The following is a 26818-nucleotide window of genomic DNA, read 5'->3' as shown; positions in this document are numbered from 1 at the left end:
GTGTGATAGCGAAGCGTTTCATAGGCCAGTCCATGTGGACGGAAACCACCCAGCAGGTCGGAGATGACGAGCGAATGAAAGTTGTTCCGGTGTTCCCACCAGTAGAAAAGTCCGAACTCCTCCATTAAACGGGAGACAAATTGCCAGTCCGATTCCCACGCCTGCCGGATCATGTCGCGCGCCGGATAAGCCTTGCCCCTGCCGGGCCACATTCCGCCAATGCGCCACTCGACGGTGCCCTCATAGGGCTGCAGCACCTGTTCAAGCACCTCGATGACGGTACCGTGGAAGATGCGCGAATCGCAGTTCAGCGTCGCGCGCCACACGAACGGGCGCAGCACGAATTCGAAAACTGCCGCGCGGTCCTGAACGCACCGGATGCGCGCTGAAACGATTTCGCCATTGATATGGCGGATATCGGCACCGACGTTCACGCGCCCGGCATCGCCTGTCGCGGCGGCGCGGAAAGTGCCGATGCCCGCAACCTGGATCGCGACGGTGCCCGATGTACCGACGATCTTCGCGAGGTCGAGCTGCGCGGCACTCGCCGGGTCCTGCAGGAAGTCCGGGTTTTCGACCTCGGTTTCTACGATGTATTCGAACAGCTCGCCCACCGCCTCGCGTCCTCGGAGACTGCGGACCGTCAGCATCGGCTCACGGGTTTCGATGCGTTGCCGGCTGCGGTAATCGACGCCGACGATTTCGGGAAGCGCGGCACCGCTGAACGTGAGGGTGCGCGTTTGCGTCGTCCACCGGGTCATGCTTGCCTCGCTTCAGCGGGTCGGGGAACCGTGGGAAGCGGCTTGCCCGCCGATTGCGTCTGCGCATCGCCGGTCGTGTCCGACGTACGCGGCTGGAAAAGCCACGACATTGTTAGCCCCCTCTAAAAGTTATGTTTCATATGCCGCTGGCTGTCCGGACGTTTTGGAATCCTACGAAATATCTCCGCGCCCCCCTTTTTCCAGTGAGGGCTCGCCTTTGCATGTTTGAATCGATCCCGGCCTTTACCGGTTAGCAGCAACCAGCAGAAGGCAACATCAATCCAAATGCTCCCCCACTAAAAACGACGCGTTAACGCAGCCGCTCACCTATCAGCGGCCGAATTACTCTAGAACAGATCCCGTCCAATCCGCACGCTGAAGCAAACCACCCCTGCAAATTCAGAAAATTCGCCGCAGCATCGTCTGAAAATCTGACGCCACGCGAGACTGAGCGACATCAACCACCGCTACACGACGACCCGCGAGACATCGCACGCGACTCCAGCGCAAAAAGCCGAAAGCCTTGCGACTGAAAAAACAGCGCCCACCGCCGCCAAAATTTCAAACCTTACAAAGCGCAACTACAAGCCGCGTCCCGGCTGACACGCGAAAACGGCTGACAGCAGCGCCGGCCGCGCCATGGAATGCCACTTGCATCCGCATATACCCACTGACAGTCGCACGGACCACCATGAGTGAACCTGACCCGATAGAATCCGATCTGCTGGATGCGCCGTCGCCGTCGCGGGACACCGCCGACGCGCCGCCCGCCGTTCCGAACGGCGAGGTGATGGACACCCGCTCGACCTGCGAATGGATTCTGAAGGCGCACCGCGCGAGCGTGCTGATCGACGCCGCCTCCTACTACGCGGTGTTGCGCGAGATGATTCCGCGCGCACGTCATTCCATTTTTATCCTGGGATGGGATATCGACAGCCGCATCGAACTCGTCCCCGGCGGCGCCGACGACGGCTTTCCCCCCAGGCTCTCCGAGTTCCTGTGCGCCGTGCTCGACGCGAATCCGCAGTTGCGCATCTATCTGCTCGGCTGGGATTTCGCGATGCTGTACGCATTCGAGCGCGAATGGCTGCCATCCTACAAGCCCGCGTGGCACGCGCATCGGCGCCTTTGGTTCCGGCTGGACGGACGTCATCCGCTGGGTGCGTCGCATCATCAGAAAATCGTCGTGATCGACGACAGCCTCGCGTTTACCGGCGGCATCGACCTCACCGGTTCGCGTTGGGACACGCCCGAGCATCGGCCGGACGATCCGCTGCGCAAGAATCTCGGCAAGACGAGCTACGAGCCGATGCACGACGCGCAACTGATGTTCGACGGCCCCGCTGCCGCCGCCATCGCGCATCTGGCCCGCGAACGCTGGCGCCGCTCGCGCCGCAGCGACAAGGCCGGCCGGCCGTTCAACGGAAAGCCGCCGCCGCGGACCGATTTGTGGCCGTCGGGCATCGAACCCGATTTCGCCGATATCGACCTGGGCATTTCGCTCACCGAGCCCGCATACGACGGCAGGCCAGCGATCCAGCAGGTGAAGGCGTTGCATCTGTCTACCGTGGCCGCCGCGCGCCGCAATATTTATGTCGAGAATCAGTATTTCACGGCGAATTCGGTCGGCTCGGCGCTGCAAAAACGCATCGCGGAAGAAAACGGCCCCGACCTTGCGGTTGTCTGCCCTTACCGGCAAAGCGGCTGGCTCCAGGAAGCGACAATGGGCGTTCTGCGGGCGCGTCTGCACAAGCTGCTTGAGGCCGCGGACAGCAACGGCCGATATGCCATGTATGCGCCGGCCGTCGATGCCCCGAACGGTCGGTTCATCAACGTGCACAGCAAGATCATGATCGCCGACGACCGTTTGCTGGTGATCGGCAGTGCCAATCTGAACAATCGGTCGATGGTGCTCGACTCCGAGTGCTGCATCGTGATCGACGCCCGGGACAATCCGCTCAGGCAAGCAGCGATTGCGCGCATTCGCAACCGGCTGCTCGCCGAACATCTCGATTCGAGCGAGACAGACGTGGAGCGGGCGCTCGCGCGCCATGGGCGTCTCAACGCGGCCATCGCAAGCCTGAAAGGACACTCGGCGCGCACGCTTGTACCGTTGACGCCGGAGGTGCCGCCCGAGTTGCGCGACATTGCCGATCGCGTTCACGTTCTCGATCCCGAAGCGCCGATCGAGGCCAATGAACTCCTCGCGCAATTCCTGCCCGAGCCCACGCGTCGTCCCGTTATTGCGAAGCTGCTGGTGCTCGGCGCGCTCGCGCTCGGCGTCGTCGCGCTGACCATTGCGTGGCGCTTCACGCCGTTCGGTCATGAGTTGAGCTTCGCCAAGCTGACCGCCGACGCACAACGGCTCGCCGCAACGCATTTCGGTCCAATTGCGGTAGTCGCGATGTACGCAGTGGCCGCTCTGCTGTCGGTGCCGGTCACCTTGCTGATCGCCGTAACCGGGCTGGTGTTCGGCGCGATAGCCGGGGCCGCCTACGCGCTCGCCGGAACGCTGATCGCCGCGGCGGCGGGCTGGGCTGCGGGCGCCTGGCTCGGTCGCGACGCAGTGCGCGAACTGGCTGGCGAACGCCTGAATCAGCTCAGCGAACGGCTGCGCAGCAAAGGGCTGGTCGCAATGATCCTGTTGCGGCTCGTGCCGGTGGCGCCCTTTTCAATCGTCAATCTCGCGGCGGGCGCATCGCATATCCGCTTTTGGGACTTCATGGCGGGCACTGCGATCGGCATGGCGCCAGGCGTGGTGCTCGCGACTTCGTTCGCCCGTCAACTAGTCACAGCGCTCACGCATCCGACGCCGCTTTCTTTGCTGCTGGTCGCCGCGATCGGCGTCGCACTCGTCTCGATGTCGCTTGTCCTGCGGCGCGTGCTGATGAGGCGCCAATGAGCGGCCGCGCGAACGATACAGTGACGCTCGACGAAGCGCAGCCGGCGCCGCGTATGCGAACGATGCCCGCACATTCGAGCGATGCGGGCGAGCCGCTGCGCATCGCCACGTACAACATTCACGGAGCCGTGGGCACGGACGGCAAACGCTCGGCGGCCCGGATCGCGCAAGTGATTACGGCTCTGAAGGCCGATGTGGTCGCGTTGCAGGAAGTGCCGCTCGGCGGCGCGGCGAGCATCGACGTGCTGCGCGAATTGCAGGATCTGACCGGCATGCACGCGGTGCCAGGGCCGACGCTCGACGGTCCCGACCGGCGCTTCGGCAACGCGGTGCTGACGAATCTCCCGGTACGAGCCGTGCGCACGCTGGACCTGTCGTTTGGCAGCCGCGAAGCGCGCGGCGCGCTCGACGTCGATATAGAAACCGGCCATGGCGTGATGCGCATTGTCGCGACACATCTGGGCCTGTCGGCGCGCGAACGCCGCGCGCAGGTGCGGCTGCTGCTGGAAGCGTTCGATACGCCGGATCTCCCCGTCATCCTGCTCGGGGATCTGAATGAATGGTTCGTTTGGGGATGGCCGCTGCGCGCGCTTCTCACGCGCTTCGGCCGGGTGGCCGCGCCGCGCACGTTTCCTTCGCGCTTTCCGACTTTTGCACTGGACCGCGTGTGGGTGCATCCGGCCGCGCGTCTCGTCGATATCGAGGTGCATCGGAGCAAGCCCGCGCGAATCGCGTCGGATCATCTGCCGCTCGTCGCGCGCGTGCTGCGCTGAGCCGGTCCGCCGTTCGCAACGGTTGCAGGCGAGGCCTGATGGAACGGCGCGTGCTGTGTCTGCGATAGGCATTGCACGCAAATGTCGTTCGTGCGCCGTTCGTGACGACCCCAGCCAAGGAGATGAACCCATGACCGACGATCAAGACGCTTCTTCCTCTTCTTCGAACAGCGACCCCGCCACGCCGCCCTCGCCGTCCACGCCTTCGCAAGAGGGGTTGTCGGGGCCGGGGCCGGCTCAGCCACGAGCGGTCCCGACGCCGGCGCCGGGCACGCCGCGCACGCCGGGCGGCAATCGGCTCAACGCAATCGACGAAGCCGATGCCGACAAGGTCGTGCAAAAAAATGCAGAAGAGACGCAACTGCGCGACACGACCTCGCTGCCGGGCGAGGCCAGTCACAGCATCGACGACGACGGCTCGCCGCCCAAGCCGTTATAAGCACGCGGCGCTGCCTGACGCGCTGACGCGCCGACGCGTCAGGCTTCGATCTTCGATATGACCGCGGTCGCCGGATCGTACCGATAGCCCTTCTGTTCGAGGCGCTCGGCGAGCGCCGCGCTGACGAGCTTTTGCTGCGCGTCGCGCGACACCAGATCGTGATCCGGTTTGAGGCGTTCAAGCTCGGACGACAGCCGTCGTAGAAGCGCGACTTCCGCCGCGCTGCGCGCGTCCAGGAAGGTCACCTTCTGATTCGTCGCGCTGAGCCGCTGCTTGAGTTCCTTTGCATGTGCGACCCACTGCTCGGCCAGCGTACGAAGTTCGCTGTACGCCTTCTCGTGCGCCTTCGCCTGAGTGGACATCTGACGGCGTAGCGACGCGATTTCGTCGGCCATTACCGCTTCCTTCGATTCGGAAACAGGCGACGGGCTATCCGGCGACAGGGAATGTTGCTGGGCCTGTTCCAGTCGCTGCGCATGTGCTGTTTCGAGTTCGGCAAGCTGGCGCTCGAGATCTGCGGCACGCTGTTCCGCCGTCTCTGCGCGGCTCGCCGCCGCCGATGCCTGCTCTGCGAGCCGGCTAGTCTCCGCCGTCGCGGTCGCATTGGCTTCGCTCATGGCGACGAGCTGTTCGCGGGCGGCATCGAGTTCCTGCCGCACGCGTTCGACCTCGGCGCGCTGGGCGGCTGCTTCGTCGGCGTGAACCGAGCTCGCCTCGCGGTGTGCCGCCAGCTCGGCGCGGGCCTGATCCAGTTCGGTCTGCAACGCCGCAAGCTGCGCGAGGCTTTCGCTCGCCTGTAACGCGGCGTCCTGGGCACGCGACGACGCCGCGCTAGATTCGTCCGCCCATTTCTGCACTTCGCGCGCGTGTGTCTGACCGGCTTCACCAAGCGTGGCCGCCTCGTGGCGCGCGGCATCGCGCTCTTCGATAAGACGCGCGATCTCCTCGTCCTTGGCGACGGTAGCGTTGCTCAACGCTTCGCGCGCCTGACGTTCTTCGTTCAGGGATGTTTCGACGGCTTGCAGCTTGGCTTGTGCTGCCGACGCGCGTTCTTCAGCCTCTGCAATGCGTGCTTGCGCCGCCGAAGCGTGTTCCTCGGCGCTTTCTTCAGCGTGGGCAATGCGCGCTTGCGCTGTCGACGCACGCTCTTCGGCTTCTGCGGCTCGCGCCGCCGCACCGGCTGCACGCTCCTCTGCCTCTGCAATGCGCGCCTCTGCTGCCGAGGCGCGTTCGTCGGCCTGCGCGATGCCCGCTTGCGCCGCCAATGCGCGTTCTTCTGCTTCTGCCACGCGCGCTTGCGCGGTCGTTGCGCGCTCTTCGGCTTGCGCGACACGCGTCTCTGCCGTGGCGACCAGTTCGTCTGCCTGTGCAACACGCGCCTCTGCAGTCGAAGCCCGCTCTTCGGCCTCTGCAACCCGCTCCTCCGCAGCTGCCGCACGCTGCTCGGCCTCTGCGACGCGCGCCTCGGCCGCCGCTTCGCGCTCCTCGGTCTGGGCCACGCGCGCTTCCGCCTCCGCGGTGCGGTCCTCGAGCTCGGCGACGCGCTCTTCAGCGGCTTTCGCCCGGTCCCGTAACGCCGACAGTTCGGTCGCGAGGCGATTCACCGCGTCTTCCGAAATGCTCAGCGCGTTCGTGAGCGTCGCGACGCGCTCGCGCGCCAGCTCGGCTTCGGCCAGCTTGTTCTGATATTCGACTAGCGCCTCGTCACGCTCCGCGGCAATCGCACCGGCGTGCTCGCTTGCCACGGCAAGCCGCTGATTGACGATGCGCTCAGCTTCCTCGCGGGCGCTCGCCCATATATTGCCCGCGGCGTTCAGCATGGTTTGGGCAACGTCTTCCGGCAAGCCGGTCGCGACAGGCGCAGCCTCCGGCGCGGGTTGCCGCGCCGCACGCCAACGCTCGAGCGCCGCGGACACGGCGACGATCGAGCCGCTGCGCACCTCTGTCCAGACCGCCAGCGCGGAAACTTTCTTGCCTTCGCCAACCATGCGGTCTGCAATGTGAGCCACCCGTTCATCGGTGACGGTGTCTGTTTCCATGGACATGAACGCCTCGAAATTCAAAGTAAGCAGGCGGAGATCAGGCCTTCCGCGCCGTCGGTAGTGGGCGGTATTTTACCGGGCAAATCCGGCAGGCTACGGCGGGACGCTTGGAGGCGGCCCACTCACCGAACGCGGCGCCGCCGTATTGCACTCGCGGTTCATCGTCAGTTGCCGCTATAAACGACTTTCCAGACGACGTTACCCACGTCGTCGGCGACATACAACGCGCCCGCCTTGTCAACAGCCACACCAACCGGCCGCCCAAACGCATGCCCGTCCGAGCTCAGAAAGCCGCTGAGAAAAGTCTCCGGCATCCCTGCCGGCCGCCCGTCCGCGAACGGCACGAAAATAACCTTATAGCCGCTATGCTGCTTGCGGTTCCATGACCCATGCTGTCCGACAAATGCACCGCCCCAGTATTGCCGTGGAAAACTCCTGCCGGTATAGAACGCCAATCCGAGCGACGCGGTGTGGTTGCCGAGCGCATAGTCCGGCGTGAGCGCGCTCGCCACCTTGTCGGGGCGCTGCTCCTTCACGCGCGTATCGACATGTTGCCCATAGTAGCTATAGGGAAATCCGTAGAAGCCGCCGTCTTTCACCGCGGTCATGTAGTCGGGCACGAGGTCGTCGCCCAGCTCGTCGCGCTCGTTGACCGCGGCCCACAATGCGCCGCTATCAGGTTGCCAGTCCATCCCGTTCGGATTGCGAAGACCCGACGCGAACACGCGCGAGCGCCCGCTCGCAAGCGTCAATTCGAGGATGAGCGCCCGGCCCTCTTCGGCCTGAATGCCGTTCTCCGCGGCGTTGCTGTTCGAGCCGACCGTAACATAGAGGCGCTGTCCGTCGCGGCTCGCCACGACATTCTTGGTCCAATGATGGTTGATCGGCCCCGCCGGCAGGTCGGCTACCTTCTCGGGCGCCGCAGTGATGTGCGTGTCGCCGGCGTGGTACGGAAAGCGCAGCAGCGCGTCGGTATCGGCGACGTAAAGGTAGTCGCCGACGAGCGCCATGCCGAAAGGCGAGTGAAGCCCCGACAGGAACACGTAGCGGCTTTGTGCGCTGTCGCCCTGGCCGTGCAGCAGCACGATCCGGTCGGGGCTCGGCACGCCCGCGCCCGCGCGCTTCATCACCTGCTTCATCACCTGTTTGCGGATCCAGCCGACAATTCCCTGATCCTCATCGTGCTGAGCCGGTGCATTGCTCTCGGCGACCAGCAGATCGCCGTTCGGCAGCGGATACACCCAGCGCGGATGGTCGAGCCCGCTCGCGAACGCCGTCACCTTGAAGCCTTGCGGCGCAACGGGGACGCTTTGGCTGTCGCGCGCCTGAACGGGCGCGATGTTCACCGTCGGCAACAGCGACGTTTGCGGCGCGGGCAGTGGCGGATGCGGGCCCAGCCCGGTGTCGCCGATATCGACCGCACCGGACGCGCACGCCGCGAGACTTAAAGTGAGAGTCATCGAGAGACTCAATGCGAGCAACCCGGCAGACCTGCTCAGGCGCGCTTGGCTATATCCGGCGTCGTGGTTATTCATTGCATTCGCCTTGCATGTTGCGGACTCCGTAACTGTGTCTAGATCTCACTGCGCCTCAACAGATAATCGAGCCCGCCGACCCGATACCATCGGTAGCCATACGGTTCGAGTACGACCGCGTGCCGGCCGTCGTCCTGCTCTTCGCTGTGGTCGTCGGAGAGAAGGTTGATGAGCCGGTTCTGACCCGGCTCGTTGCAGCCGGAGCGGAATTTCACCGTGCAGGCCTCGGCGCCGAAGTTGTGCAGGCACAGAACCGAGTTGTTGCGCCAGTCGAAGCGAAGCGCAAGTACGTCGCTTCGCGACGTGCGCAGCACGTCGAAGTCGCCCCAACTGATTTCCGGCACCTCGCGGCGCATGCGAATCATGCGTTCCATCCAGTTCAGAAACGAGTTGGGATCGCGCCGCTGGCTCGCCACATTCACACGCTCGAAGCCGTAAGCGCCGCCGGTTATCACGCGGCAAGGCGGCTTCGCATGCTTGGTGAAGCCGCCTTGCGGTTCCGTCGACCATTGCATTGCCGTGCGCGCGCATTCGCGCTCGGGTAGCCGCAAGTCGTCGCCCATGCCGATTTCGTCGCCGTAACGGAAAACGGGCGTGCCGGGCAAGGTGAGCATCAGGCTGTAGGCAAGCTCGAGCCGGCGCCTGTCGCCGGCGAGCATCGGCGCGAGCCTGCGGCGGATGCCGCGCTCGTACAGTTGCATGTCGGGCTCGGGCGCGAACGCCGCAAACACGGCCTCGCGTTGTTCGGGCGTGAGGCGGCCGAGATCGAGTTCGTCGTGATTGCGCAGGAACACGCCCCACTGCGCGGTCGCCGGGCGCGGTCTGGTCGCCGTGAGCGCCTTTTTCAACGGTGCGGTGTCACCAGTTGCAAGCGCATAGAACGTGTTCTGATTGAGCTGGAAGTTGAACATCATCTGCAGGCGTTCGCCTTCGTCGCCGAAATACTCCAGATCGGTATCGGGGAGCACGTTGGCTTCCGCGAGAATGATCGCGTCGCCCTGACGCCATTGCAGGAACTCGCGAAACTCGCGCAACATGTCATATTGCTCGACGGGCTCGCGCACCTTCGGGCCTTTCGTGGCGATGACGAAGGGCACGGCGTCCATGCGGAATCCCGACACGCCAAGCTGAATCCAGAAGCCCATGATCTTCAGCAATTCGGCTCGCACATACGGATTCGCGGTGTTCAGGTCGGGCTGGAATTCGTAGAAGCGATGGAAATACCAGCGCTTCGCCTGCTTGTCGAAAGTCCACGTCGATTTCTGCACGCCCGGAAACACCACGCCGTCTTTCGCATTCGGCGGCTGCCTGTCGGACCAGACATACCAGTCGCGATACTGCGAATCGGGATCGCTGCGTGCTTCCCGGAACCAGGGGTGCTGATCGGACGTGTGATTGACCACGAGATCGATCATCACGCGCAAGCCGCGTTCGCGGCACGCATGTGTGAACTCGGAAAAGTCGCCGAGCGTGCCGTACTTCGGATCGACGTTGTAATAGTCGGAGATGTCGTAGCCATTGTCGCGGCCCGGCGAAGGCTGGAAAGGCATCAGCCAGATCGTCGTGACACCGAGCCCTTGCAGGTAGTCGAGCCGGCGCAGAAGGCCCTTGAAGTCGCCGACGCCGTCGCCGTTCGCGTCCATGAATGTGCCCACCGAAAGGCAATAGACGATGGCGTTCTTGTACCAGAGATCGTTGAGCATGCGGTCTTTGCGTGGCACCAAAACAATCGATCGTTAAGGGGAATTGCAATGTCGGAACTGGCATGGTGGAAACGCGGGGTGATCTACCAGATCTATCCGCGCTCGTTTCAGGACAGCAACGGCGACGGCATCGGCGATCTCGCCGGCATCACTTCGCGTCTTCCGTATCTCGCCGGGCTGGGCGCCGATGCAGTCTGGCTTTCGCCGATCTACCCGTCGCCCATGGCCGACTTCGGCTACGACGTCGCTGACTACTGCGATATCGACCCGATGTTCGGCACCCTCGGCGACTTCAAGCAATTCGTGGACCGGGCTCACGAACTGGGCCTGAAGGTGCTGCTCGACTTCGTGCCGAACCATTCGTCGGAGCGGCACCCATGGTTCGAGGAAAGCCGCTCGTCACGCGAGCACCCTAAGCGCGACTGGTATTTGTGGCGCGATCCCGCGCCCGGCGGCGGCCCCCCGAACAACTGGCTGAGCCGCATGGGCGGCTCCGCGTGGGAGTGGGACGAGCGCACCGGCCAGTACTACTACCACGCGTTTCTGCGCGAGCAGCCGGATCTGAACTGGCGCAACCCGCAGGTGCGCCGGGCAATGGACGACGTGTTGCGGTTCTGGCTGGATCGCGGCGTGGACGGTTTTCGCGTCGACGTACTGTGGCTGCTGATCAAAGACTCGCAGTTTCGCGACAACCCGCCAGATCCCGCGTATGAGCCGGGCCAGCCGGAGCATCATCGGCAATTGCAGACCTACACCGAGGACCAACCCGAAGTGCATGAGATCGTGCGTTCCATGCGCGCGACGCTCGACGAATACGGAGAGCGCGTCTTGATCGGTGAAATCTATCTGCCCGTTCCACAACTCGTCAGGTACTACGGCGCGAACGGCGATGGCGCGGACATGCCGTTCAACTTCCAGTTGCTGAATGCGGCGTGGAATGCGGCCGAAATCGCACGCATGATCCGCGATTACGACAGCGCATTGCCCGAACATGCCTGGCCCAACTGGGTGCTGGGCAACCACGACAATCCGCGCGTGGCGTCGCGCGTAGGAGCGGCACAGGCACGCGTGGCGGCTGTACTGCTCCTGACGCTGCGCGGCACGCCGACGCTTTACTACGGCGATGAAATCGGCATGACAGACGGCGAGATTCCGCCCGATGAGGTGCAGGACCCGGCCGAGATCCGGCAGCCCGGTATCGGCCAGGGACGCGATCCGGAGCGCACGCCGATGCAGTGGGATGCCGCGCTGCCGGGTGCCGGTTTTACAAACGGCAGGTCATGGTTACCGATCTCGACGGACACCAGCGTGCGCGCGCAGGACGGCGACCCATCGAGCATGCTGTCGCTCTATCGCCGGCTGCTCAGGTTGCGGCGCAGCAATGCGGCGCTCGTACAGGGCGCGATTGAAAACGTCGCCGTCTCGGGCGATGTGCTCACTTTTGAGCGGCACTATCGCGGTCAGCGGTTATTTATCGCGCTGAATATGGGTGCAGCGGACGCGGTGATGCAGCCGCGCCGGGGCATGGTGCTGTTATCCACGCTCGCGGGCCGCGAGGGGCAGGCACTTCCTGAAAGCGGCTATCGTCTCGCCGGTGCAGAAGCGATCATCGCCGCTATCTGAGCTTCGCGTCGACTCACCCGCGCGCCCTCTTTCGATGCAGGCTAAAGCATCGTTAAGCCTTCATCCATGCCCGCGCTGCTGCCCTGCACCGCCCGCCATGCGCTTTGACTCAGGGTAAATACCGCTTAGTCCCGGCGCCGTACGCTCCGTTAATTCACTCATGGCAGCGACGCCGGTCCTCGGAGCATGAGCGCTTGAAGGCCCCGCGATCACACGTTGCCGGCGTTGTTATTCACGGGCCTTCTCGGTGAAAACGAATCTGTCGGAAGCCATTGTCGAGCGGGTCAATTGCGGTGTTTTCTCGGTCGACCGCGAGTTGCGCATCCTCACATGGAATCGCTTCATGCAATCGCACAGCGGACATTCAGCGCAGTCCGTGGTCGGCGAAAATCTGCTCGACACTTTCCCGGAATTGCCGCGGCAATGGCTTCAAAGAAAGATCGAAGGCGTGTTCGTATTGGGCACGCCCGCTTATTCGTCGTGGGAGCATCGGCCGTATCTGTTCCGCTTCGAGCACTCGCGCCCGATCACCGGCACGATCGACGCGATGCGCCAGAACTGCAGCTTCATTCCAATCGAGGATGAGCACGGCGAGGTGGTCGCGGTCGGCGTCGCGATCGTCGATACGACCGATGTCTGCATCGCATACGGCGAGCTTCAGGATCGCGAGAAAGCGGTCACCAGCGCACTCGCCGAATTGACCGTGCGCAACGAACAGCTCACCTCGCTCAACGAGGAACTGGAGCACGCGCATCAGCAATTGCTGCAATCGGAAAAACTCGCCGCGATTGGTCAACTTGCGGCGGGCGTCGCGCATGAGATCAACAATCCGGTCGGCTTCGTGCTGTCGAATCTGAACACGCTCGACGGTTATGTGAGGACGCTGATCCGCTATGCAGCGGACATCGAGCGCATGGTAAGCGAGACCGCGCCCGCACTGAAGAACGACATGCACGCACTCGCGGAACAGGCGGACCTCGAATATCTGCTCGGCGATGCGCCGACGCTCGTACAGGAGTCGAGAGAAGGACTCGCACGCGTGCGCACTATCGTGGTCGATCTGCGCGACTTCTCGCGCATCGACAGCACGCACGTGTGGGAACGCGCCGACATTCACCGCTGTATCGAGTCGACGCTGAACATCGTCCATAACGAAGTGAAGTACTGCGCGCATCTCGTCCGCGACTATGCGCAGATTCCACTCGTGCACTGTATCCCCTCGCAGATCAGCCAGGTGGTGCTCAATCTCGTGGTGAACGCCGCGCAGGCCTACGGCAGCAATCACGAGCAGCACGGCGCGCCGCTCGGCACGATCACGGTACGCACCGGCGTCGATCCGGCCGATGCGTCACGCGTGTGGTTCGAAGTCGCCGACGCGGGATGCGGGATTCCGCCCAAGCACCTGAAACGTATCTTCGACCCGTTCTTTACGACGAAGCCCGTTGGTCAGGGGACCGGCCTCGGTTTGTCGGTGACCTACGGAATCGTCAACGCGCATCGCGGCACGATTTCAGTGGCCAGCACCGTGGGCCAGGGCACGACCTTTCGCGTCACGCTGCCGGTCGATGGCGCCTTGCGCGAAGAAGCCGCCAATCCCGAGGCGCTTGCGCAAACCGATGCGGTAGATCAAATCGCGCTGACAGCGCAGTTACCGGCAGCCACGTGAGGTGAATCCATGCCATTGCCCGTGCTCGTTGTCGACGATTCGACGCTCGCCCGCAAGCTATTGATCCGCTCGCTGCCCGAGGGCTGGGACATCGAAATTACTCAGGCATCCGATGGAGCGGCCGCACTGGAGCTTTATCGCGCCGGCAAGGCCGCGGTGATGTTTCTCGATCTGACCATGCCGGTAATGAACGGCTTTCAGGTGCTCGAAGCGATCCAGCACGAAGGACTCGACACTTTCGTGATCGTGGTGTCGGCAGACGTGCAGTCCGGCGCTGTCGAGCGCGCAAAGGCGCTCGGCGCGATCGGCTTTGTTGCCAAGCCGGTATCGCCCGAGGCGATCCGGCCGATTCTCGCGGAGTACGGTCTCCATGAATGAACAGACTCTGAACGAAGACCAGCGCGACGCGTTGCAGGAAATCTGCAACGTCGGCATGGGCAAGGCCGCCGCTGCGCTGGCAAAACTGCTCGGCGCGTTCGTTACGCTTGCCGTACCTGATATCCGGCTCGTCGGCGTCGACCAGTTGCGCGTCCTGTTGAGCCCGCAGGGCGACGGCGAATTGCCGCCCGTGCGCCAGGCGTTCCAGTCCGATATATCCGGCGAAGCGATCGTGCTCGTCGGCAAAGACGGTCAGCGCGAACTGCGACAACTGATGGGACATGACGCCGGCGATCCGGACACCCAGGTCGAAGTGCTGTGCGACATCACCAACCTGCTGGTCGGCGCATGTGTGCGAAGCGTTTTCGAGCAGTTGGGGTGGCATATCTGCTTCTCGCAGCCCACGTTGTTGCCACCTTCCGGGAACAAGCAAGGCGGACTGGTGCCTGGCGGCCGGTGGCAGATGGCGCTGTTGCTGGAGATTCACTTCACGATGGAGGAAGGCGGCTTCGGCGCGCGCATGGTGCTGCTGCTGCCGGATGCGGCCATTCGCGGAATGATGGAAGCGCTCGACCACTTTCTCGAAGCGCTGTAGTTCGGCCTAATGATGCAACGCGCGCTGCGACGCGACAACAATCGATGAGGATGACCATGTCTGACCTACAGGCAACCGGCAATTCGGCGAACCCCGTCGATCCGAGCATTCAAGCTCTCAATGCCGGCACCTCGCCCGTCCCCACGTTGCTGCTGGTGGACGACGAGCCCGGCGTGATTTCGTCACTCAAACGCTTGCTGCGGCCGCTCAAATACGAGGTGCTCAGCGCCAACAGCGGCGCGGAAGCGCTTACCCTGCTCGAAGCCGCGCATGTCGACGTCATCATCTCCGACATGCGCATGCCGAACATGGACGGCGCCGAATTCCTGTCGCGCTCACGAGCCGTTGCGCCAGATACGATCCGCATCCTGCTTACCGGCTATTCAGAAGTCGAGGCGGTCGTGCGCGCTGTCAATGAAGGTCATGTCTATCACTATCTGCGCAAGCCCTGGGACGACCAGGACCTGCTGCTCACGGTTCAGCGCGCGCTGGAACAACTCGCGTTGCAACGCAAGGCCGAGCGGCTAACGGCGCTGTTGCGGGAGCAGAACCAAAAGCTGTCGTCGTTCAACATGGAACTCGAACGCGAGGTCCACGCGCGCACTGAAGAGATCCGCCAGACAGTGATGTTTCTCGAAGGCGCCGAGCACGATCTGAAAAGCAACTTCCTGACGATGGTGAAGGTCTGCGCGAACATGGTCGAAATGCGCTGCGGCCTGCCCGGCCATTCGGCACGAATCGGGGAGACCGCGAGGCAGATCGGCGCCGCGCTCGGCCTGAGCGACTACGCGTGCAACGAACTGCTCATGGCGGGGTTGCTGCACGGCATCGGCAAGCTATTTTTGCCCGACGCGTTGCTGAAAACGCCGATCGCGAAGCTGCAACCGCAGGAAGCGAAGCTGTACCAGCTTCATCCGCTGCATGGCCAGATGGCGCTCACGCCCGTTTCGCAACTGAGCGCGGTGCAAACCATGATCCGCCACCAGTACGAGCGTTACGATGGACGCGGTACGCCCGATGGCCTCGTCGGCGGATTGATCCCGTTAGGCGCGCGTGTGCTTGCGTTGGCGCGCGATGCCGAAGATTTGCGCATCGGCGTCATTGCGCCGCAAAAGATGAACGACGCGCAGATCATTTCTACGGTGCGCGCGCAGACGGGCATTCGCTACGACCCTGCGATTGCGGAAAAGTACATCGGGTTGCTGACACAGCATGCCGAATTGACGCCCGAAGGCGTGCCCGACCGCGTGGATGCCTCGAATCTGAAAGAAGGGATGAAACTTGCCGACGATCTGCGCACGTCGCGCGGCACGCTGCTGATGACAAAAGGCAAAGTACTTTCCGCCGAGCAGGTCGCGCAAATCCGGCGCTTTGAAATACACGAGGGCGAGCCTTTCGTGATTCTCGTCGAACGCGCGACCGATGCACGCAAGGCGCAAGCCGCGTGAACTTGCGCCCCGCCGTGCAGTGCAGCGAATATCAAGTCACTCGTCGCGAGTTCCCCGGCACAGCGCGGCAGCTGCAAAGCCCGCAGCGAGCGCGGCGTACACGTAAAACATCGAGCGTTTCGACAGATGCGCTTCGAATCCGGGCGTGAGCCGGCTCGGCACCGCGTGGTAGTCGACGGCATAGGCAATGGCCGCCGTGGTCGCAGCAGTAGCGGCAACTTCCGCGATGCGAGGTCTGCGATTGACGTGGCATTGCCAGCGATCGAGCAGTCCTTCGAACAGCACGCCCCAGAAGATAGCCGCCGCCTGATGAATCGTTAGACCCGTAAGCGTAAATCGCGCACTCAAGCCGGTTTCGGTGAACGCGCGGCGCGGCCACAAGCAATGACTGACCGCGTTCAGCGGCGCGTACGGTGTGCTGCCGTCACTGGTGGCCCGTGCGGCTGCCGTGACGGCGGCGGCGCTGCCCGCCGCGGTGCCCGACACCGTCGCGCGGCATACGAGATTGGCAAGGCGGTTCATCAGCTTTCTCCCGATCCGTGCGCGGAGTCTTCAAGGCCGCGACCAGCGCTGCTTCGCTCAACGAGGTAACAGCCGCGCTCAATCCCGTCGCGCAGTGCCTCGGCATGGGTCGTCCATTCCGGCGTAACCGGTTCGACATCAGGTAACGCAAACGGCTTTCCGTCGACGGACGCGCCGATTTGCGCGACCCATGCGCCGCGATCGTTCTGTTTCGCACTGACAACGACCTGCACGCCGCGATGCGTCACGCGCAGGGTGCCGTCGCTTTGCGTCTCGATATCCGTGCTGCGGGAACCGGTGCCTTCCATGCGTGCCTCCGAATGTATGTGCCAGATTTGTTCGGGCTATGCGGTGTCGCCAGGTGCGCTGCTCAGCATGCCTACGCAGCAACGCATGTGCCGCGCCATGGCACGGCCATTGCTCGCCCGTACTGTCATTAGACCCAAGTCCAGACCCGAGACCATTCGAGCATTAACGTGAAAAGCACCACAGGCGAGGTTCTCATAGGCATTTCCGGCTGGCGCTACAAAGGATGGCGCGGCACCTTCTATCCTGAGGGACTTAAACAGGCCACCGAATTGCAGTACGCGTCGGCACTGATGCAGACAATCGAGATCAATGGCACGCACTACAGCCTGCAGTCGCTCGACAGTTGGCAGCACTGGTACGACGAAACCCCGCCGGGTTTTGTTTTCAGCGTGAAAGGCGCGCGCTATCTGACTCATCTTCTGCGGTTTCGCGACGACACGGCAAACGTCGCGTGTGCGAATTTTTTCGCCCAAGGGCTGCTCGCGCTGAAAGACAAACTCGGGCCGATACTGTGGCAATTTCCGCCCTCGTTGCGTTTCGACCCGCGGCACATGGAACGTTTCCTGACGCTGTTGCCTCGCGACACCGAAGCGGCGCTGTCGCTCGCGCAGCAGCACGATCAGCGAGTCAAGAGACCGTATCTGGAAATCGACCGCAAGCGCAAACTGCGTCATGCGGTGGAAGTGCGTCATGAGAGCTTCGTCGACCCTGCGTTCATCAAGCTGCTTCGCCGTCATAAGGTCGCGCTCGTCGTGTCGGATTCGACCGAAGCATGGCCGCAGTTCGAGGACCTGAGCGCGGGTTTCGTCTATATTCGGCTGCATGGCACGGAAACCAAATATTCCGGCGAATACTCGGATGCATCGCTCGAACGGTGGGCGCGGAGAATCGAGTCGTGGAGCCGCGGCACTCAGCCCGCCGATGCCCGTCTCGCCGCACCGGACCTGCAGCCGCCACGCGCGGCGACACGCGACGTGTACTGCTACTTCGACAACGACGCAAAGACGAATGCGCCCTTCGACGCGCAACGGTTGATGGAGCGCCTGGGCCTGCACGCGCACCAGGGTGACGGTATGGAGGCCGCGTGACGGGCGGCGTCAGGGCGACACGGTGCGGCCACACAATGTCGGCGCGCGTCTACTTGTCTCGTTGCGAGAGTTTCCTCGCGTCCTGTAGCGCGGCCACAATCGCCGCATAGGCGCGATGTCGCGTCTCGGGATCGGGCGCACGCAGTGCAAACGACGGGTGATACGTTGCGATCACCATACGCCCGCCATGTTCGATCACCTTACCGATCGCATCCTGCAAGCGCGATTTGGGATCTTCGAGCACGGCCCTCAATGCGGTCGCACCCAACGCGACAATCACATGAGCGCCCACGCTCTCCAGTTCCCGATCGAGCCAGTAACGGCATGCATCCACTTCGCGTTGCGCCGGCGTTTTGTGCATGCGGCGCTTGCCGCGCGGCGTCCACTTGAAATGCTTGACCGCATTGGTGACATAGACTTCTTTCCTGCCGACGCCGGCCTCCACGAGCGCGTCGTCGAGTAATGCTCCGGCCGGTCCGACGAAGGGCAAGCCTTGCAAATCTTCCTTATCGCCGGGCTGTTCGCCAACCATCATGATCGGCGCGTGGCGCGGGCCGGCGCCGGGCACGCCTTGCGTGGCGTTGGCCCAAAGCGGACAGCGGCGGCAGTCATCGAGCGTCGCCGGTTGCTGGTCGGGGTCGACTTCGGGCTGTGCCGATGTCTCGTCCTCCGCTGCCGGCGTGCGTCGGGTTGTTCGCTTAGTCGTCACCATGGTTCGTTGCATCGCGCTTTTGTGCTGCTAACACCGTGGCGAAGCAAACCGCATTCCGGTCAAGGTCGCGCAACGGGCCGGGGCAGGCGCGCAATGTGCTTGGAGTTAGTCCCGCTGAGTGCCCGGCGGCGGTAGCGTTTCTGTACGCCCGCCCGCCGTCTCGGGGCGATGCCAGCGGCTCATCGGCGCGCACGGTAAATTCTGCAACGCAGACGACCGTCGCCATCGGCCGAAAATTACAAGGAGAAACGATGACTCTGCTTATCTACCTCGTCGGATGGATCATTTTCATTGGCGGCGTCGCGTGGGGATTGACGGCGCTGCATGTCGCGCAGCATGTTATTGCGATCGTGGCCGTGATTCTGTTCGGCATCGCCGTGATCACCGGCGCGACGCGAGCGCGGAATCGGGACCGGTCGTAGCGGTTCGAGCCGGCCCGCTCGCGCGGGCCGCGAGTGCGCGGGCGAACCTGCGCGCTCGAATCGCCAGCCATCCCCAGTTCGAGTTGACGATCTGCGTGGTCCATGCCGTCGACGCTTCGCCGCGCGCCCAATAGGCCTTGAAGCGCTCCGCGCCGACGCCGAAGTCGAGATCGAAGCCGTTGTTGAACGCCCACTTCACGCATTCTTCGACGGCGATCAGACCGGGACAGCATTTGCCGTAGTAGGGATCGTAGCCGGCAAAAATCGCGCTTGCCCACGGATTGCCGAGACTCACGATAATGCCCGCCACCGGTGCCTCGTTCAACGTGACGACGATCAGGCGCGCCATCGAAGGCACGTCGGGCGAATAAATCAGCTTGCCTAGAAAGCGCTCGAACTCCGGCGAGTCGAGCCACACGCTGCGTTTGCCGACGCGGTCGCTCCAGCTGCGCTTGCAGTTGAACATCCATTCGATGATCGACGCGGTCTCGCCCTCGTCGGCCGGATCGACGATGCGCACGGCCACAGTGCCTTCTTTCGATAAACGCTTGACGAAGCCGCCAGACCGTTTGCCGAATAGCGTGCCAAGCGATCGGCAATACTCGTCCCACGTGCCCTGCCCGCGCAATCGCGCTGCGGACGCCTGGTGAGGCTCGCAGAACAGCACCCGGCGTTCGCGCGACACGAGCGTGTGAAGATCGAGCGTCTCGCGAACATACGGCATGTGAATGAAGTCCGCGCCACAGCGGCGGCGCGCCATGTTCCATGCGCCTTCAATCAACGCTGGGGCCGATGCGTCGTCCGCAACCAGCACGCTCGTGTAGTCGCCGCCCTCGGGTCCGAGCGGCACGAGGTACGTCCATAACGCACGCTTGACTGTTTCTAGCGGCCAGATCATTGCGAGCTGCCCGTCTTCGCGACAGACGATGCATTTGAGCATGCGTCCGTGCGGCTTCGACACATGCTGCCATGCGAGCCAGCAGTAACTGAACGATTGATAGTAGTAGCCTTGCGCACGCGTCCACAGCGCGTCCCATTCTGGCTGTAGCGCGCGGAATTGCGCTTCGTCGGTGATGATGTCGTAGCGCCGCGTACGATGCGTTGTCTCGTTCATGCGGTCTCACAGAGTGCCGGATACGGTTGGCGCTTTTGCACCCGTGTTGCTCAGCGATCGGCGGAGCAGGCGCAAGCGGCCGCCCGGGTTCAAGCGCGTATGGCGGTTATGGCTGTATTGCGAGCATGCACCGCACGCCTCACAGCGTGTGTGCGGGGCCGCACGCTGCGCGGGTCGTGAGTGCGTCGCGAGCATAGGGACTATACGGACCATCAGGACCATACGGGCCATGCAGCAAGGATGCGCCCGAGCCATTTCTTTCCCGCTGCTAAGAATCGGCCAAATGCTTCGTTGCTCGCAGCCCGTGTCATGCCGTACCGTTCACTGATTGCGCATAGCGCGCCTCACTACGGAGAATCCATGTCCGCGCCCACATCGCATGCCGACCCGGCCTCTGCGGCCGGCATTGCCGACGCCGCCCAGCTTTTCGACGACAACGCGCTCACCCGCCGTTTCGCGCCTGTCTTCGCACGCATCGCGCAAGGCGCGGTGCATCGCGAACGCCATCGCGAGCTAGCCTACGAACCCGTGGAGTGGCTACGCGAAGCCGGCTATACGAAGCTGCGCGTGCCGAAACAATATGGCGGCGAAGGCGTGTCGCTGAGCGAATTCCTTGCGCTCGTCACGCGCCTTGGCGAAGCCGACTCGAACCTTCCGCAAATTTTGCGCGTGCACGGCGGCTTCATCGAATCGCTGCTGGAATATGGCGACGATGCGCTACGCGACCGCTGGCTCACCCGCGTCGCGCAAGGGCAGATAATCGGCGGTGCGGTGGCCGAGCGCACGGCCATCACGAACAACAGCGTGCGGCTGACGCAATCCGCCGGCGCGTGGCATCTCGACGGAGAGAAGTACTACACCACGGGCACGCTGTACGCGGATTGGGTGGACGTAACCGCGCACGACGGACAAAGCGACGTGCGCGTGCTGGTCGCCGCCGACACGCCTGGCCTCGAGCGTATCGACGACTGGGACGGTTTTGGCCAGCGCCTGACGGGCAGCGGCACTGCGCGCTTCAATCATGTGCCTGTCACGCGAGAGAACGTGTACCGGCGCTACGACGCGTCGGCGCCGCGCCGCAACAGTGTGCTCACCTCGTACTACCAGGCCCTGCACGTCGCGAATCTGGCTGGCATCAGCCGTGCCGCGCTGCGCGATGCAGTGGCCTTTACGCAGGGCAAGACGAGAACCTTCGGTATCCCAGGTGAATCAAGTCCACGCGACAATCCGCTCGTGCATCGCGTGGTCGGTCGGCTTGCGAGTCTCGCCTATTCGACGCAAAGCGTTAGTGCGTCGCTCGCGCGGGCCATCGACGAAGTATTGGTCGCGCGACAGGAAGGACGCACAACCGAAGACACCTACATTCGCCTCGACATTCAGACCTTTCAGGCGCAGCAGATCGCGATCGAGCAGACCTTGCAGGCGGCCACGCTGCTATTCGAAGTGGGCGGCGCATCCGCGACCAGTGAAACGCGGCGCTTCGACCGCTACTGGCGCAATGCGCGAGTGCTCGCGTCGCACAACCCGGCGATCATTCGCGAGGCCGCCATCGGCGACTTCTACCTGAATGGCAACGCGCACAACGAGCGCTTTGCGGTTGCCCGGCCGGCAGCCGTGGCCGCATGACCGGCAGCGCGCCAGGCCGCGCTCTCATGTGGCACAGTAGCGTCAGTGCATGCGCGCGGCGCGCGGCACGCAACTGCCCTGACGAGCCCCATGAAGAACCTGCCAGCCTATGAGCCGCCAGTCGATGAACAGCAACTGTTGCTGAAATGGATCCGGCGAGCGCGCGAATCGCAAATGAGCCACTACGACATGGCCGATCTGTTGTCCGCACGCGACCGTCGGGTCGGCTGGCTCGTTACCGTGTTGGCAGCGTTCGTGGGCACGGCGGTGTTTGCATCGCTGAACACGAGCGCGGTTTCGCTGGAGATCAGGATTCTGGTCGGCCTCGTAAGCGTGATCGCCGCGGTGTCGTCGGCGCTGCAGACGTATATGCGTTATGCGGAGCGTGCAGAAAAACATCGCGCCGCAGGCGCGCGTTATGGCGCGGTGCGGCGGCGGCTCGAATCGGTTTTTTCGGGCGACGCCGATGCGCGCGACGGCCACTATCTGACCGCGATTCGCGACGAACTCGACCGGCTTGCACAAGACTCGCCCAATGTACCGCCGCGCAACTTCTACCGTACTCAGCGAGCCTTATCAGCGGATCCGCGGCGCGGCACCGAAACCTGAGCGGCCGGCGTCAAGCATCGAGATCGTCCGCGTCGATACCTAGTTCGGCTGCCATGCGCCGTACCACTCCCTGAAGGCGGTTGACCTGATCGGCAAGCCGTTTCTGCTCGGCCTTCACCGCTTCGAATGTGGACAGCGGCACGGTTTCGTCCTCGCCGCCGCCCGACTGCGCGAACTCGCTCAGGTTCACTTCGCCGCATAGCAGATGCATCCATCTATTTTCGCGCTCGCCCGGCGTGCGAGGCAGTTTGACGACGCGCGGCGGATCGTTCGCGGCGAGTTCGTCGAGAAACGCCTCGACCGACGAGATATCGGCAAAGCCATGCAAGCGCGCGCTGTTCAGACGCAATTCCGCCGCCGTCTGCGGGCCGCGAAGCAACAATGTGGTCAGCAACGCCGCGGACTGGCTCGGCAGACCGAGCACGCGATTCATGTTGTGCTCGAAGCGCGGCACACGGCTGCTACTGCCTTCCATCACGAGGCTTAGCCGTTTCAGACCGTCGAGCGCCGTCAGCACTTCGGCCTCAGTCGCGTTCATGACCGGCGAGCGGCCGGTCTTCTGATTGCAGCCCAATGTCAGCGCATTGAGCGAGAGCGGATAGCTGTCGGGCACCGTGTGCTGTTTTTCGACGAGCACGCCAAGCACGCGCCCTTCGAGCAAGGTCAATGCGCGGATGGCAGGACGGGACGGAGCGTCGGGAGTCGAGTTCATTTGATGTAGCGGCATGTGCCGGTGTGGTCGTGGATAACACGCCTTACCATCGCGCTGCGAGGCGGCACTTTTCTCCTGGTGGGCACTATGATAAACGGCCCGAGCCCTGACAGCGCATGAATCGCCACAACGGACCGCGGCGCGTGAGCCGGCGCTGGGCACGAGGTCTGCTTTCTCATCGTCTTTCCCGACACGGAGTGTTTCAATGCCAATGCGTTCACAGTCGGTCCTGCGCGTGAGCGCCATCTCCCTCGCGGTGGGCGCCGTGTGCCTGCTCGGCGCCTGTGCGCTAAGTCCAGGCGGCAAGAGCGGCAACGCGAGCGTGCCAGAGCCCGCCAAGCCGGTCGACCTCGGGCGCTATCTGGGCCGCTGGTACGAACTGGCGCGCTATGAAAACCGCTTCGAAAAAGGCTGCGAGGCGGTGACCGCCGACTACGCCGCGCGTGAAGACGGCCTGATCGACGTGACCAACAGTTGCCACAAGGGTGGCGTTGAAGGCCCGCTCGACGCCTCCAAGGGACGAGCCAAGGTGGTAGCCGGATCGAACAACGCGAAGCTGAAGGTGTCGTTCTTCGGCCCGTTCTTCGTCGGCAATTACTGGGTGCTGGATCACGCCGACGACTACAGCTGGTCGATCGTCGGCGAACCGAGCGGGCGCTACCTGTGGATTCTGACGCGTGAATCGAAACCGGCCGCGAGCGTAAAAGACGGGTTGATCGAGCGCGTGCGTGCGCTTGGCTACGACACGTCGATGTTGCGCGTCACGCAGCACGGCTAGCGCGCCAGAAAACACTTGCCGGAAGAAATTTTGCCCGGTATCGTCGTGGCGTTCTGCAAAGCAGCGCGGGAGAGATCGTCCGAAGTCAGGGCGACGCCGACGGAGCAACCGCCCCGGAAACTCTCAGGCAGAAGGACCGCGCAGCAGGAACATCTGGAGAGCGGCGCCGCGCGCGCCCACCGAAGGGGATTCCCGCGCACATACAGCGCTTTCGCGCAGCGCCGGGAAGAAACTCTCAGGTACATGGACAGATGGGGCATCGGCACCGGTTTCGCACGAAATCGAACCCGGTGATGCTCAACTACTCTGGACCATGTCATGTCACGAATCGCCATTATCGGCGCCGGCATTACCGGCGTCACGACCGCGCACGCCCTCGCCCAATGCGGCCACCACGTCACCGTGTTCGAACGTCACCGCTATGCGGCGATGGAAACCTCGTTCGCCAACGGAGGCCAGCTGTCGGCCAGCAATGCAGAAGTGTGGAACAGCATGGCCACTGTTCTGAAAGGCCTGCGCTGGATGTTCACGCGCGACGCGCCGCTCCTGCTCAATCCTGTGCCGACGTGGCACAAGTATTCGTGGATGGGCGAATTCCTGCGGCAGATTCCCCACTACCGCTCTAATACCGTCGAAACGGTGCGGCTTGCCATCGCCGCGCGCGAGCATCTGTTTTCGATCGCCGAGCAGGAAGGCATCGACTTCGATCTCGAACGGCGCGGCATTCTGCACGTCTACAAGACGCGCAAGGAGTTCGACGCGGCGTCCAAGGTGAATGACCTGCTGCGCGAAGGCGGACTCGAGCGCAGCGCGGTGACGGCGAGCGAAGTGCAGCGCATCGAGCCCACGCTGCACGGCGATTTTTACGGCGGCTTTTTCACGCCGTCCGATTCGACGGGCGACATCCACAAGTTCACGCGCGGTCTCGCCGATGCATGCGTGCGCCACGGCGTGCAGTTTCACTACGATGCGGAAATCATGTCGATCGAGCAACCCGCCGAAGGTCGCTTCTCGCTCACAGCCCACCTCGAAGGCGAGACGCAGCGCTTCGGGTTCGAGCGGATCGTCGTGTGCGCGGGCGTGAAAAGCCGTGATTTTGCGGCGATGCTCGGCGACCACGTGAACGTGTATCCGGTCAAAGGCTATTCGATCACCGTTTGTCTCGACGATGCAACGAGCAGGCAGCGTGCGCCGTGGGTCAGCCTGCTCGATGACAGCGCGAAGATCGTGACGAGCCGGCTCGGCGCCGACCGTTTTCGCGTCGCGGGCACGGCGGAGATCAACGGCTTCAATCGCGATATCCGCTCCGCCCGGATTGCTCCGCTAGTAGACTGGACGCGGCGGCATTTCCCCGAGGTATCGACCGCGCGTGTCGTTCCGTGGGCTGGCTTGCGGCCGATGCTGCCGAGCATGCTGCCCAAGGTCGGCCGCGGAAAACGGCGCGGCGTGTTCTATAACACGGGGCACGGCCACCTCGGCTGGACGCTGTCGGCCGCAACGGCACAGGCGGTGGCGCGCGCGATTGAGTAGCCTGCCGCCACGAAGACGCGGCATCTGCTAGTGTTGTGCAATCCGCGTCTTGACCTTGAAAACCATGGCTCATTCGGGCTTTCCCAATCCGGACAGCGCCGTCGCCGACGGCGCGGGCGGCGCGCGTCTGAGCGACGAGCAGATTGGCGAAGAGGCGACACGGCGGCTCGCATGGGACGCCGCCGTTCCTGAACGTACGGTCACGGTGGAAGTGCGCGACGGGCGCATCGTGCTCAACGGCGAACTCGAACACGACGCGCAGCGAATCGCGGCGCTCGAAGACGTGACGCGCCTGTTCGGCGTCGCAGGCGTATGCGATCGACTGGTCGTGAAGCACCCGTGAGCAGAGCCGATCCGACCCGCTCAACCACGATCGGCGCGCAGCAACGCGCGGCAATGCCTCGCGATCTGCTTCTCTTCTTCGGTATGAAGCACCCTCACCTTGCCCGAGGCGTCGCCTTCATCAAGGCCGAGAAACGACAGCCCCTCGCAGATACGTTTTCGCATCTGCACACTGTGCTCGCCGATGCCGCCGGCAAACACCAGCAGATCGATGCCGCCCAGCAGAGCCGCATATCCTCCAATCGTTTTGCGCACCGCGGTCGCGAACGCGTCGAGCGCCAGTGACGCATGCGGCTCGCCCGCCGCCGCGCGTTGTTCGAGCGCCTGCATGTCGCTCTCGCCATCGGCGTAACCGGCCAGACCGCTGTGCCGGTTCAGCAGCGTTTCCAGCCCGTTTGCGTCTAGTTTCTCCACTCGCATCAGATATAACAGCACGCCCGGGTCGAGGTCGCCGCAACGGGTTCCCATTGGCACGCCGCCGGTCGGCGTCATGCCCATCGACGTGTCGACCGAGCGGCCGTCGCGCAATGCGCACACGCTCGAACCGTTCCCGAGATGCGCGCACACCACCCGCGCCGGCAACGTGGCGCCAAGCTGGGCGACGAGCGATTCATACGACAGCCCGTGAAATCCGTAGCGAATCACGCCGGCTTGCGCATAGCGCCGCGGTAACGCGAGTTGCGCGGCACGCGGAGGCAGCGTCGCATGAAAAGCGGTGTCGAAGCAGGCGAAGTGCTGCGCGCCGCCGAAAATCTTCTGCGCTTCATCGATCAGATCGAGCGCCGGCGGAATATGCAGAGGCGCGAAGTGCACTGCGTCCTGCAAGCGGCGGCGGACTTCGGGCGTCAGCCGCTGATGCGAGCGTAAGTGCGGGCCGCCGTGCACCACACGGTGGCCCACCGCCGTGGGTTGCTCATGACGTTGCTGGGCGAGCACGGTGGAAAGCTTCTGCAATGCGTCGGTTTGCGACTCCAGCACATGCTCCTCCTGGACCAGCACGCGCCCGTCGGGAGCCGCGATCCGCAGGCGGCCGTCGCGGCGGCCGATGCCTTGTGCGCTGCCTTCGAGCAGCAGCGATTCGTCGTCGCCGGAATGCTCGAACAGCCCGAACTTGAGCGACGACGATCCGCTGTTCAGCACGAGAATGGTATGCGGCGAAGCGCCGTCCTGAGTATTCATGACGGGCCTC

Annotated in this window: 25 protein-coding genes and 1 riboswitch; of the genes, 15 read left to right on the top strand and 10 right to left on the bottom strand. The window is 63.6% G+C overall.

Annotated elements, in window-relative coordinates:
* Nucleotides 1–761, bottom strand: a 761-nt coding sequence (locus tag BCA01S_RS21215) for a contractile injection system protein, VgrG/Pvc8 family (RefSeq protein ID WP_027778639.1), incomplete at its 3' end; no start/stop codon positions are given.
* Nucleotides 762–1452: 691 nt separating this feature from the next.
* On the opposite strand from BCA01S_RS21215, the gene BCA01S_RS21210 reads away from it, so the two are divergent.
* From BCA01S_RS21210 to BCA01S_RS21200, 3 genes are all read left to right on the top strand, one after another.
* Nucleotides 1453–3663, top strand: coding sequence for a VTT domain-containing protein (locus BCA01S_RS21210; RefSeq protein WP_027778638.1), 2211 nt, complete (start codon nucleotides 1453–1455; stop codon nucleotides 3661–3663).
* A complete protein-coding gene (locus tag BCA01S_RS21205; protein ID WP_027778637.1) occupies nucleotides 3660–4436 on the top strand; it encodes an endonuclease/exonuclease/phosphatase family protein in 777 nt (258 codons plus the stop codon). Before BCA01S_RS21210 ends, BCA01S_RS21205 begins: the two co-directional genes overlap by 4 nt.
* Nucleotides 4437–4566: 130 nt before the next feature.
* Nucleotides 4567–4875: a hypothetical protein gene (locus BCA01S_RS21200; protein ID WP_027778636.1), complete on the top strand. Its 309-nt coding sequence runs from the start codon at nucleotides 4567–4569 to the stop codon at nucleotides 4873–4875.
* A gap of 38 nt (nucleotides 4876–4913) precedes the next feature.
* Here BCA01S_RS21200 and BCA01S_RS21195 read toward each other — a convergent pair whose 3' ends face one another.
* From BCA01S_RS21195 to BCA01S_RS21185, 3 genes are all read right to left on the bottom strand, one after another.
* On the bottom strand, nucleotides 4914–6920 hold the full coding sequence (locus BCA01S_RS21195; protein WP_027778635.1) for a DNA-binding protein: 2007 nt from the start codon (nucleotides 6918–6920) through the stop codon (nucleotides 4914–4916).
* 161 nt (nucleotides 6921–7081) lie between these two features.
* On the bottom strand, nucleotides 7082–8452 hold the full coding sequence (locus BCA01S_RS21190; RefSeq protein WP_027778634.1) for a PQQ-dependent sugar dehydrogenase: 1371 nt from the start codon (nucleotides 8450–8452) through the stop codon (nucleotides 7082–7084).
* A 38-nt stretch (nucleotides 8453–8490) separates the two neighbouring features.
* The gene (locus tag BCA01S_RS21185; RefSeq protein WP_027778633.1) at nucleotides 8491–10155 is read right to left on the bottom strand and encodes an alpha-amylase family protein; all 1665 of its coding nucleotides are present in this window, start codon (nucleotides 10153–10155) and stop codon (nucleotides 8491–8493) included.
* 48 nt (nucleotides 10156–10203) lie between these two features.
* Here BCA01S_RS21185 and BCA01S_RS21180 point away from each other — a divergent pair, with 48 nt between their 5' ends.
* From BCA01S_RS21180 to nosR, 5 genes are all read left to right on the top strand, one after another.
* A complete protein-coding gene (locus BCA01S_RS21180; RefSeq protein ID WP_027778632.1) occupies nucleotides 10204–11778 on the top strand; it encodes an alpha-amylase family glycosyl hydrolase in 1575 nt (524 codons plus the stop codon).
* A 247-nt stretch (nucleotides 11779–12025) separates the two neighbouring features.
* Complete coding sequence (locus BCA01S_RS21175; RefSeq protein WP_027778631.1) at nucleotides 12026–13444, top strand: ATP-binding protein; 1419 nt, start codon at nucleotides 12026–12028, stop codon at nucleotides 13442–13444.
* A 9-nt stretch (nucleotides 13445–13453) separates the two neighbouring features.
* Nucleotides 13454–13822: a response regulator gene (locus BCA01S_RS21170; RefSeq protein WP_027778630.1), complete on the top strand. Its 369-nt coding sequence runs from the start codon at nucleotides 13454–13456 to the stop codon at nucleotides 13820–13822.
* Entirely contained in the window at nucleotides 13815–14417 is a 603-nt protein-coding gene (locus BCA01S_RS21165; protein WP_027778629.1) for a chemotaxis protein CheC, read from the top strand. The genes BCA01S_RS21170 and BCA01S_RS21165 overlap by 8 nt, the downstream gene beginning before the upstream one ends.
* Before the next feature lie 56 nt (nucleotides 14418–14473).
* The gene (gene nosR / locus BCA01S_RS21160) at nucleotides 14474–15865 is read left to right on the top strand and encodes a response regulator c-di-GMP phosphodiesterase, NosR family (RefSeq protein WP_027778628.1); all 1392 of its coding nucleotides are present in this window, start codon (nucleotides 14474–14476) and stop codon (nucleotides 15863–15865) included.
* A gap of 36 nt (nucleotides 15866–15901) precedes the next feature.
* Here the strand turns inward: nosR and BCA01S_RS21155 are convergent, their stop codons facing one another.
* Together BCA01S_RS21155 and BCA01S_RS21150 are read right to left on the bottom strand one after the other, a co-directional pair.
* A complete protein-coding gene (locus tag BCA01S_RS21155; RefSeq protein WP_027778627.1) occupies nucleotides 15902–16387 on the bottom strand; it encodes a hypothetical protein in 486 nt (161 codons plus the stop codon).
* Nucleotides 16387–16695 carry a DUF6566 family protein gene (locus BCA01S_RS21150; RefSeq protein ID WP_027778626.1) on the bottom strand — a complete coding sequence of 103 codons (309 nt, stop codon included), beginning with the start codon at nucleotides 16693–16695 and terminating at the stop codon, nucleotides 16387–16389. The genes BCA01S_RS21155 and BCA01S_RS21150 overlap by 1 nt, the downstream gene beginning before the upstream one ends.
* Before the next feature lie 168 nt (nucleotides 16696–16863).
* On the opposite strand from BCA01S_RS21150, the gene BCA01S_RS21145 reads away from it, so the two are divergent.
* Entirely contained in the window at nucleotides 16864–17784 is a 921-nt protein-coding gene (locus BCA01S_RS21145) for a DUF72 domain-containing protein (RefSeq protein WP_027778625.1), read from the top strand.
* Nucleotides 17785–17833: 49 nt separating this feature from the next.
* Here BCA01S_RS21145 and BCA01S_RS21140 read toward each other — a convergent pair whose 3' ends face one another.
* Nucleotides 17834–18496 (bottom strand): UdgX family uracil-DNA binding protein, encoded by a 663-nt coding sequence (locus BCA01S_RS21140; protein WP_027778624.1) that lies wholly within the window; start codon nucleotides 18494–18496, stop codon nucleotides 17834–17836.
* A 251-nt stretch (nucleotides 18497–18747) separates the two neighbouring features.
* Between BCA01S_RS21140 and BCA01S_RS38580 the strand changes: the two genes are divergently transcribed.
* A complete protein-coding gene (locus tag BCA01S_RS38580) occupies nucleotides 18748–18918 on the top strand; it encodes a hypothetical protein (protein ID WP_167455773.1) in 171 nt (56 codons plus the stop codon).
* On the opposite strand, the gene BCA01S_RS21130 is transcribed toward BCA01S_RS38580, so the two are convergent.
* On the bottom strand, nucleotides 18878–20032 hold the full coding sequence (locus BCA01S_RS21130) for a GNAT family N-acetyltransferase (RefSeq protein ID WP_027778623.1): 1155 nt from the start codon (nucleotides 20030–20032) through the stop codon (nucleotides 18878–18880). The two genes, BCA01S_RS38580 and BCA01S_RS21130, sit on opposite strands and share 41 nt — an antisense overlap.
* A gap of 360 nt (nucleotides 20033–20392) precedes the next feature.
* On the opposite strand from BCA01S_RS21130, the gene BCA01S_RS21125 reads away from it, so the two are divergent.
* Both BCA01S_RS21125 and BCA01S_RS21120 read left to right on the top strand, forming a co-directional pair.
* Nucleotides 20393–21658, top strand: a complete 1266-nt coding sequence (locus BCA01S_RS21125; RefSeq protein ID WP_042319047.1) for an acyl-CoA dehydrogenase family protein — start codon at nucleotides 20393–20395, stop codon at nucleotides 21656–21658.
* A 90-nt stretch (nucleotides 21659–21748) separates the two neighbouring features.
* Nucleotides 21749–22267, top strand: coding sequence for an SLATT domain-containing protein (locus BCA01S_RS21120; RefSeq protein WP_027778621.1), 519 nt, complete (start codon nucleotides 21749–21751; stop codon nucleotides 22265–22267).
* 10 nt (nucleotides 22268–22277) lie between these two features.
* On the opposite strand, the gene BCA01S_RS21115 is transcribed toward BCA01S_RS21120, so the two are convergent.
* Nucleotides 22278–22979 carry a YceH family protein gene (locus tag BCA01S_RS21115; RefSeq protein ID WP_027778620.1) on the bottom strand — a complete coding sequence of 234 codons (702 nt, stop codon included), beginning with the start codon at nucleotides 22977–22979 and terminating at the stop codon, nucleotides 22278–22280.
* Nucleotides 22980–23184: 205 nt separating this feature from the next.
* Between BCA01S_RS21115 and BCA01S_RS21110 the strand changes: the two genes are divergently transcribed.
* The 3 genes from BCA01S_RS21110 (at nucleotide 23185) to BCA01S_RS21100 (ending at nucleotide 25630) form a co-directional block, all read left to right on the top strand.
* On the top strand, nucleotides 23185–23757 hold the full coding sequence (locus tag BCA01S_RS21110) for a lipocalin family protein (RefSeq protein WP_027778619.1): 573 nt from the start codon (nucleotides 23185–23187) through the stop codon (nucleotides 23755–23757).
* A 56-nt stretch (nucleotides 23758–23813) separates the two neighbouring features.
* Nucleotides 23814–23906: riboswitch (glycine riboswitch) on the top strand.
* 169 nt (nucleotides 23907–24075) lie between these two features.
* Nucleotides 24076–25287: a D-amino acid dehydrogenase gene (locus tag BCA01S_RS21105; protein ID WP_027778618.1), complete on the top strand. Its 1212-nt coding sequence runs from the start codon at nucleotides 24076–24078 to the stop codon at nucleotides 25285–25287.
* Nucleotides 25288–25351: 64 nt separating this feature from the next.
* A complete protein-coding gene (locus tag BCA01S_RS21100; protein ID WP_027778617.1) occupies nucleotides 25352–25630 on the top strand; it encodes a BON domain-containing protein in 279 nt (92 codons plus the stop codon).
* Between the two features lie 20 nt (nucleotides 25631–25650).
* On the opposite strand, the gene BCA01S_RS21095 is transcribed toward BCA01S_RS21100, so the two are convergent.
* On the bottom strand, nucleotides 25651–26808 hold the full coding sequence (locus tag BCA01S_RS21095) for an acetate/propionate family kinase (protein WP_027778616.1): 1158 nt from the start codon (nucleotides 26806–26808) through the stop codon (nucleotides 25651–25653).
* Nucleotides 26809–26818 lie beyond the last annotated feature (10 nt).

Origin of the sequence: Paraburkholderia caledonica NBRC 102488 (assembly GCF_000685095.1) — a bacterium.
In the GTDB taxonomy this organism is placed as follows: Bacteria; Pseudomonadota; Gammaproteobacteria; order Burkholderiales; family Burkholderiaceae; genus Paraburkholderia; species Paraburkholderia caledonica.
The sequence above is the reverse complement of the archived record's forward strand: the minus strand, read 5'-3'. Positions and strand labels throughout refer to the sequence as shown.

Excerpts from the sequence above, each read along its gene's own strand:
- BCA01S_RS21210 (WP_027778638.1), top strand. The coding sequence starts at position 1,453 with ATGAGTGAACCTGACCCGATAGAATCCGATCTGCTGGATGCGCCGTCG.
- BCA01S_RS21205 (WP_027778637.1), top strand. The coding sequence starts at position 3,660 with ATGAGCGGCCGCGCGAACGATACAGTGACGCTCGACGAAGCGCAGCCG.
- BCA01S_RS21200 (WP_027778636.1), top strand. The coding sequence starts at position 4,567 with ATGACCGACGATCAAGACGCTTCTTCCTCTTCTTCGAACAGCGACCCC.
- BCA01S_RS21195 (WP_027778635.1), bottom strand. The coding sequence starts at position 6,920 with ATGTCCATGGAAACAGACACCGTCACCGATGAACGGGTGGCTCACATT.
- BCA01S_RS21190 (WP_027778634.1), bottom strand. The coding sequence starts at position 8,452 with ATGAATAACCACGACGCCGGATATAGCCAAGCGCGCCTGAGCAGGTCT.
- BCA01S_RS21185 (WP_027778633.1), bottom strand. The coding sequence starts at position 10,155 with ATGCTCAACGATCTCTGGTACAAGAACGCCATCGTCTATTGCCTTTCG.
- BCA01S_RS21180 (WP_027778632.1), top strand. The coding sequence starts at position 10,204 with ATGTCGGAACTGGCATGGTGGAAACGCGGGGTGATCTACCAGATCTAT.
- BCA01S_RS21170 (WP_027778630.1), top strand. The coding sequence starts at position 13,454 with ATGCCATTGCCCGTGCTCGTTGTCGACGATTCGACGCTCGCCCGCAAG.
- BCA01S_RS21165 (WP_027778629.1), top strand. The coding sequence starts at position 13,815 with ATGAATGAACAGACTCTGAACGAAGACCAGCGCGACGCGTTGCAGGAA.
- nosR (WP_027778628.1), top strand. The coding sequence starts at position 14,474 with ATGTCTGACCTACAGGCAACCGGCAATTCGGCGAACCCCGTCGATCCG.
- BCA01S_RS21155 (WP_027778627.1), bottom strand. The coding sequence starts at position 16,387 with ATGAACCGCCTTGCCAATCTCGTATGCCGCGCGACGGTGTCGGGCACC.
- BCA01S_RS21150 (WP_027778626.1), bottom strand. The coding sequence starts at position 16,695 with ATGGAAGGCACCGGTTCCCGCAGCACGGATATCGAGACGCAAAGCGAC.
- BCA01S_RS21140 (WP_027778624.1), bottom strand. The coding sequence starts at position 18,496 with ATGGTGACGACTAAGCGAACAACCCGACGCACGCCGGCAGCGGAGGAC.
- BCA01S_RS38580 (WP_167455773.1), top strand. The coding sequence starts at position 18,748 with ATGACTCTGCTTATCTACCTCGTCGGATGGATCATTTTCATTGGCGGC.
- BCA01S_RS21130 (WP_027778623.1), bottom strand. The coding sequence starts at position 20,032 with ATGAACGAGACAACGCATCGTACGCGGCGCTACGACATCATCACCGAC.
- BCA01S_RS21125 (WP_042319047.1), top strand. The coding sequence starts at position 20,393 with ATGTCCGCGCCCACATCGCATGCCGACCCGGCCTCTGCGGCCGGCATT.
- BCA01S_RS21120 (WP_027778621.1), top strand. The coding sequence starts at position 21,749 with ATGAAGAACCTGCCAGCCTATGAGCCGCCAGTCGATGAACAGCAACTG.
- BCA01S_RS21115 (WP_027778620.1), bottom strand. The coding sequence starts at position 22,979 with ATGAACTCGACTCCCGACGCTCCGTCCCGTCCTGCCATCCGCGCATTG.
- BCA01S_RS21110 (WP_027778619.1), top strand. The coding sequence starts at position 23,185 with ATGCCAATGCGTTCACAGTCGGTCCTGCGCGTGAGCGCCATCTCCCTC.
- BCA01S_RS21105 (WP_027778618.1), top strand. The coding sequence starts at position 24,076 with ATGTCACGAATCGCCATTATCGGCGCCGGCATTACCGGCGTCACGACC.
- BCA01S_RS21100 (WP_027778617.1), top strand. The coding sequence starts at position 25,352 with ATGGCTCATTCGGGCTTTCCCAATCCGGACAGCGCCGTCGCCGACGGC.
- BCA01S_RS21095 (WP_027778616.1), bottom strand. The coding sequence starts at position 26,808 with ATGAATACTCAGGACGGCGCTTCGCCGCATACCATTCTCGTGCTGAAC.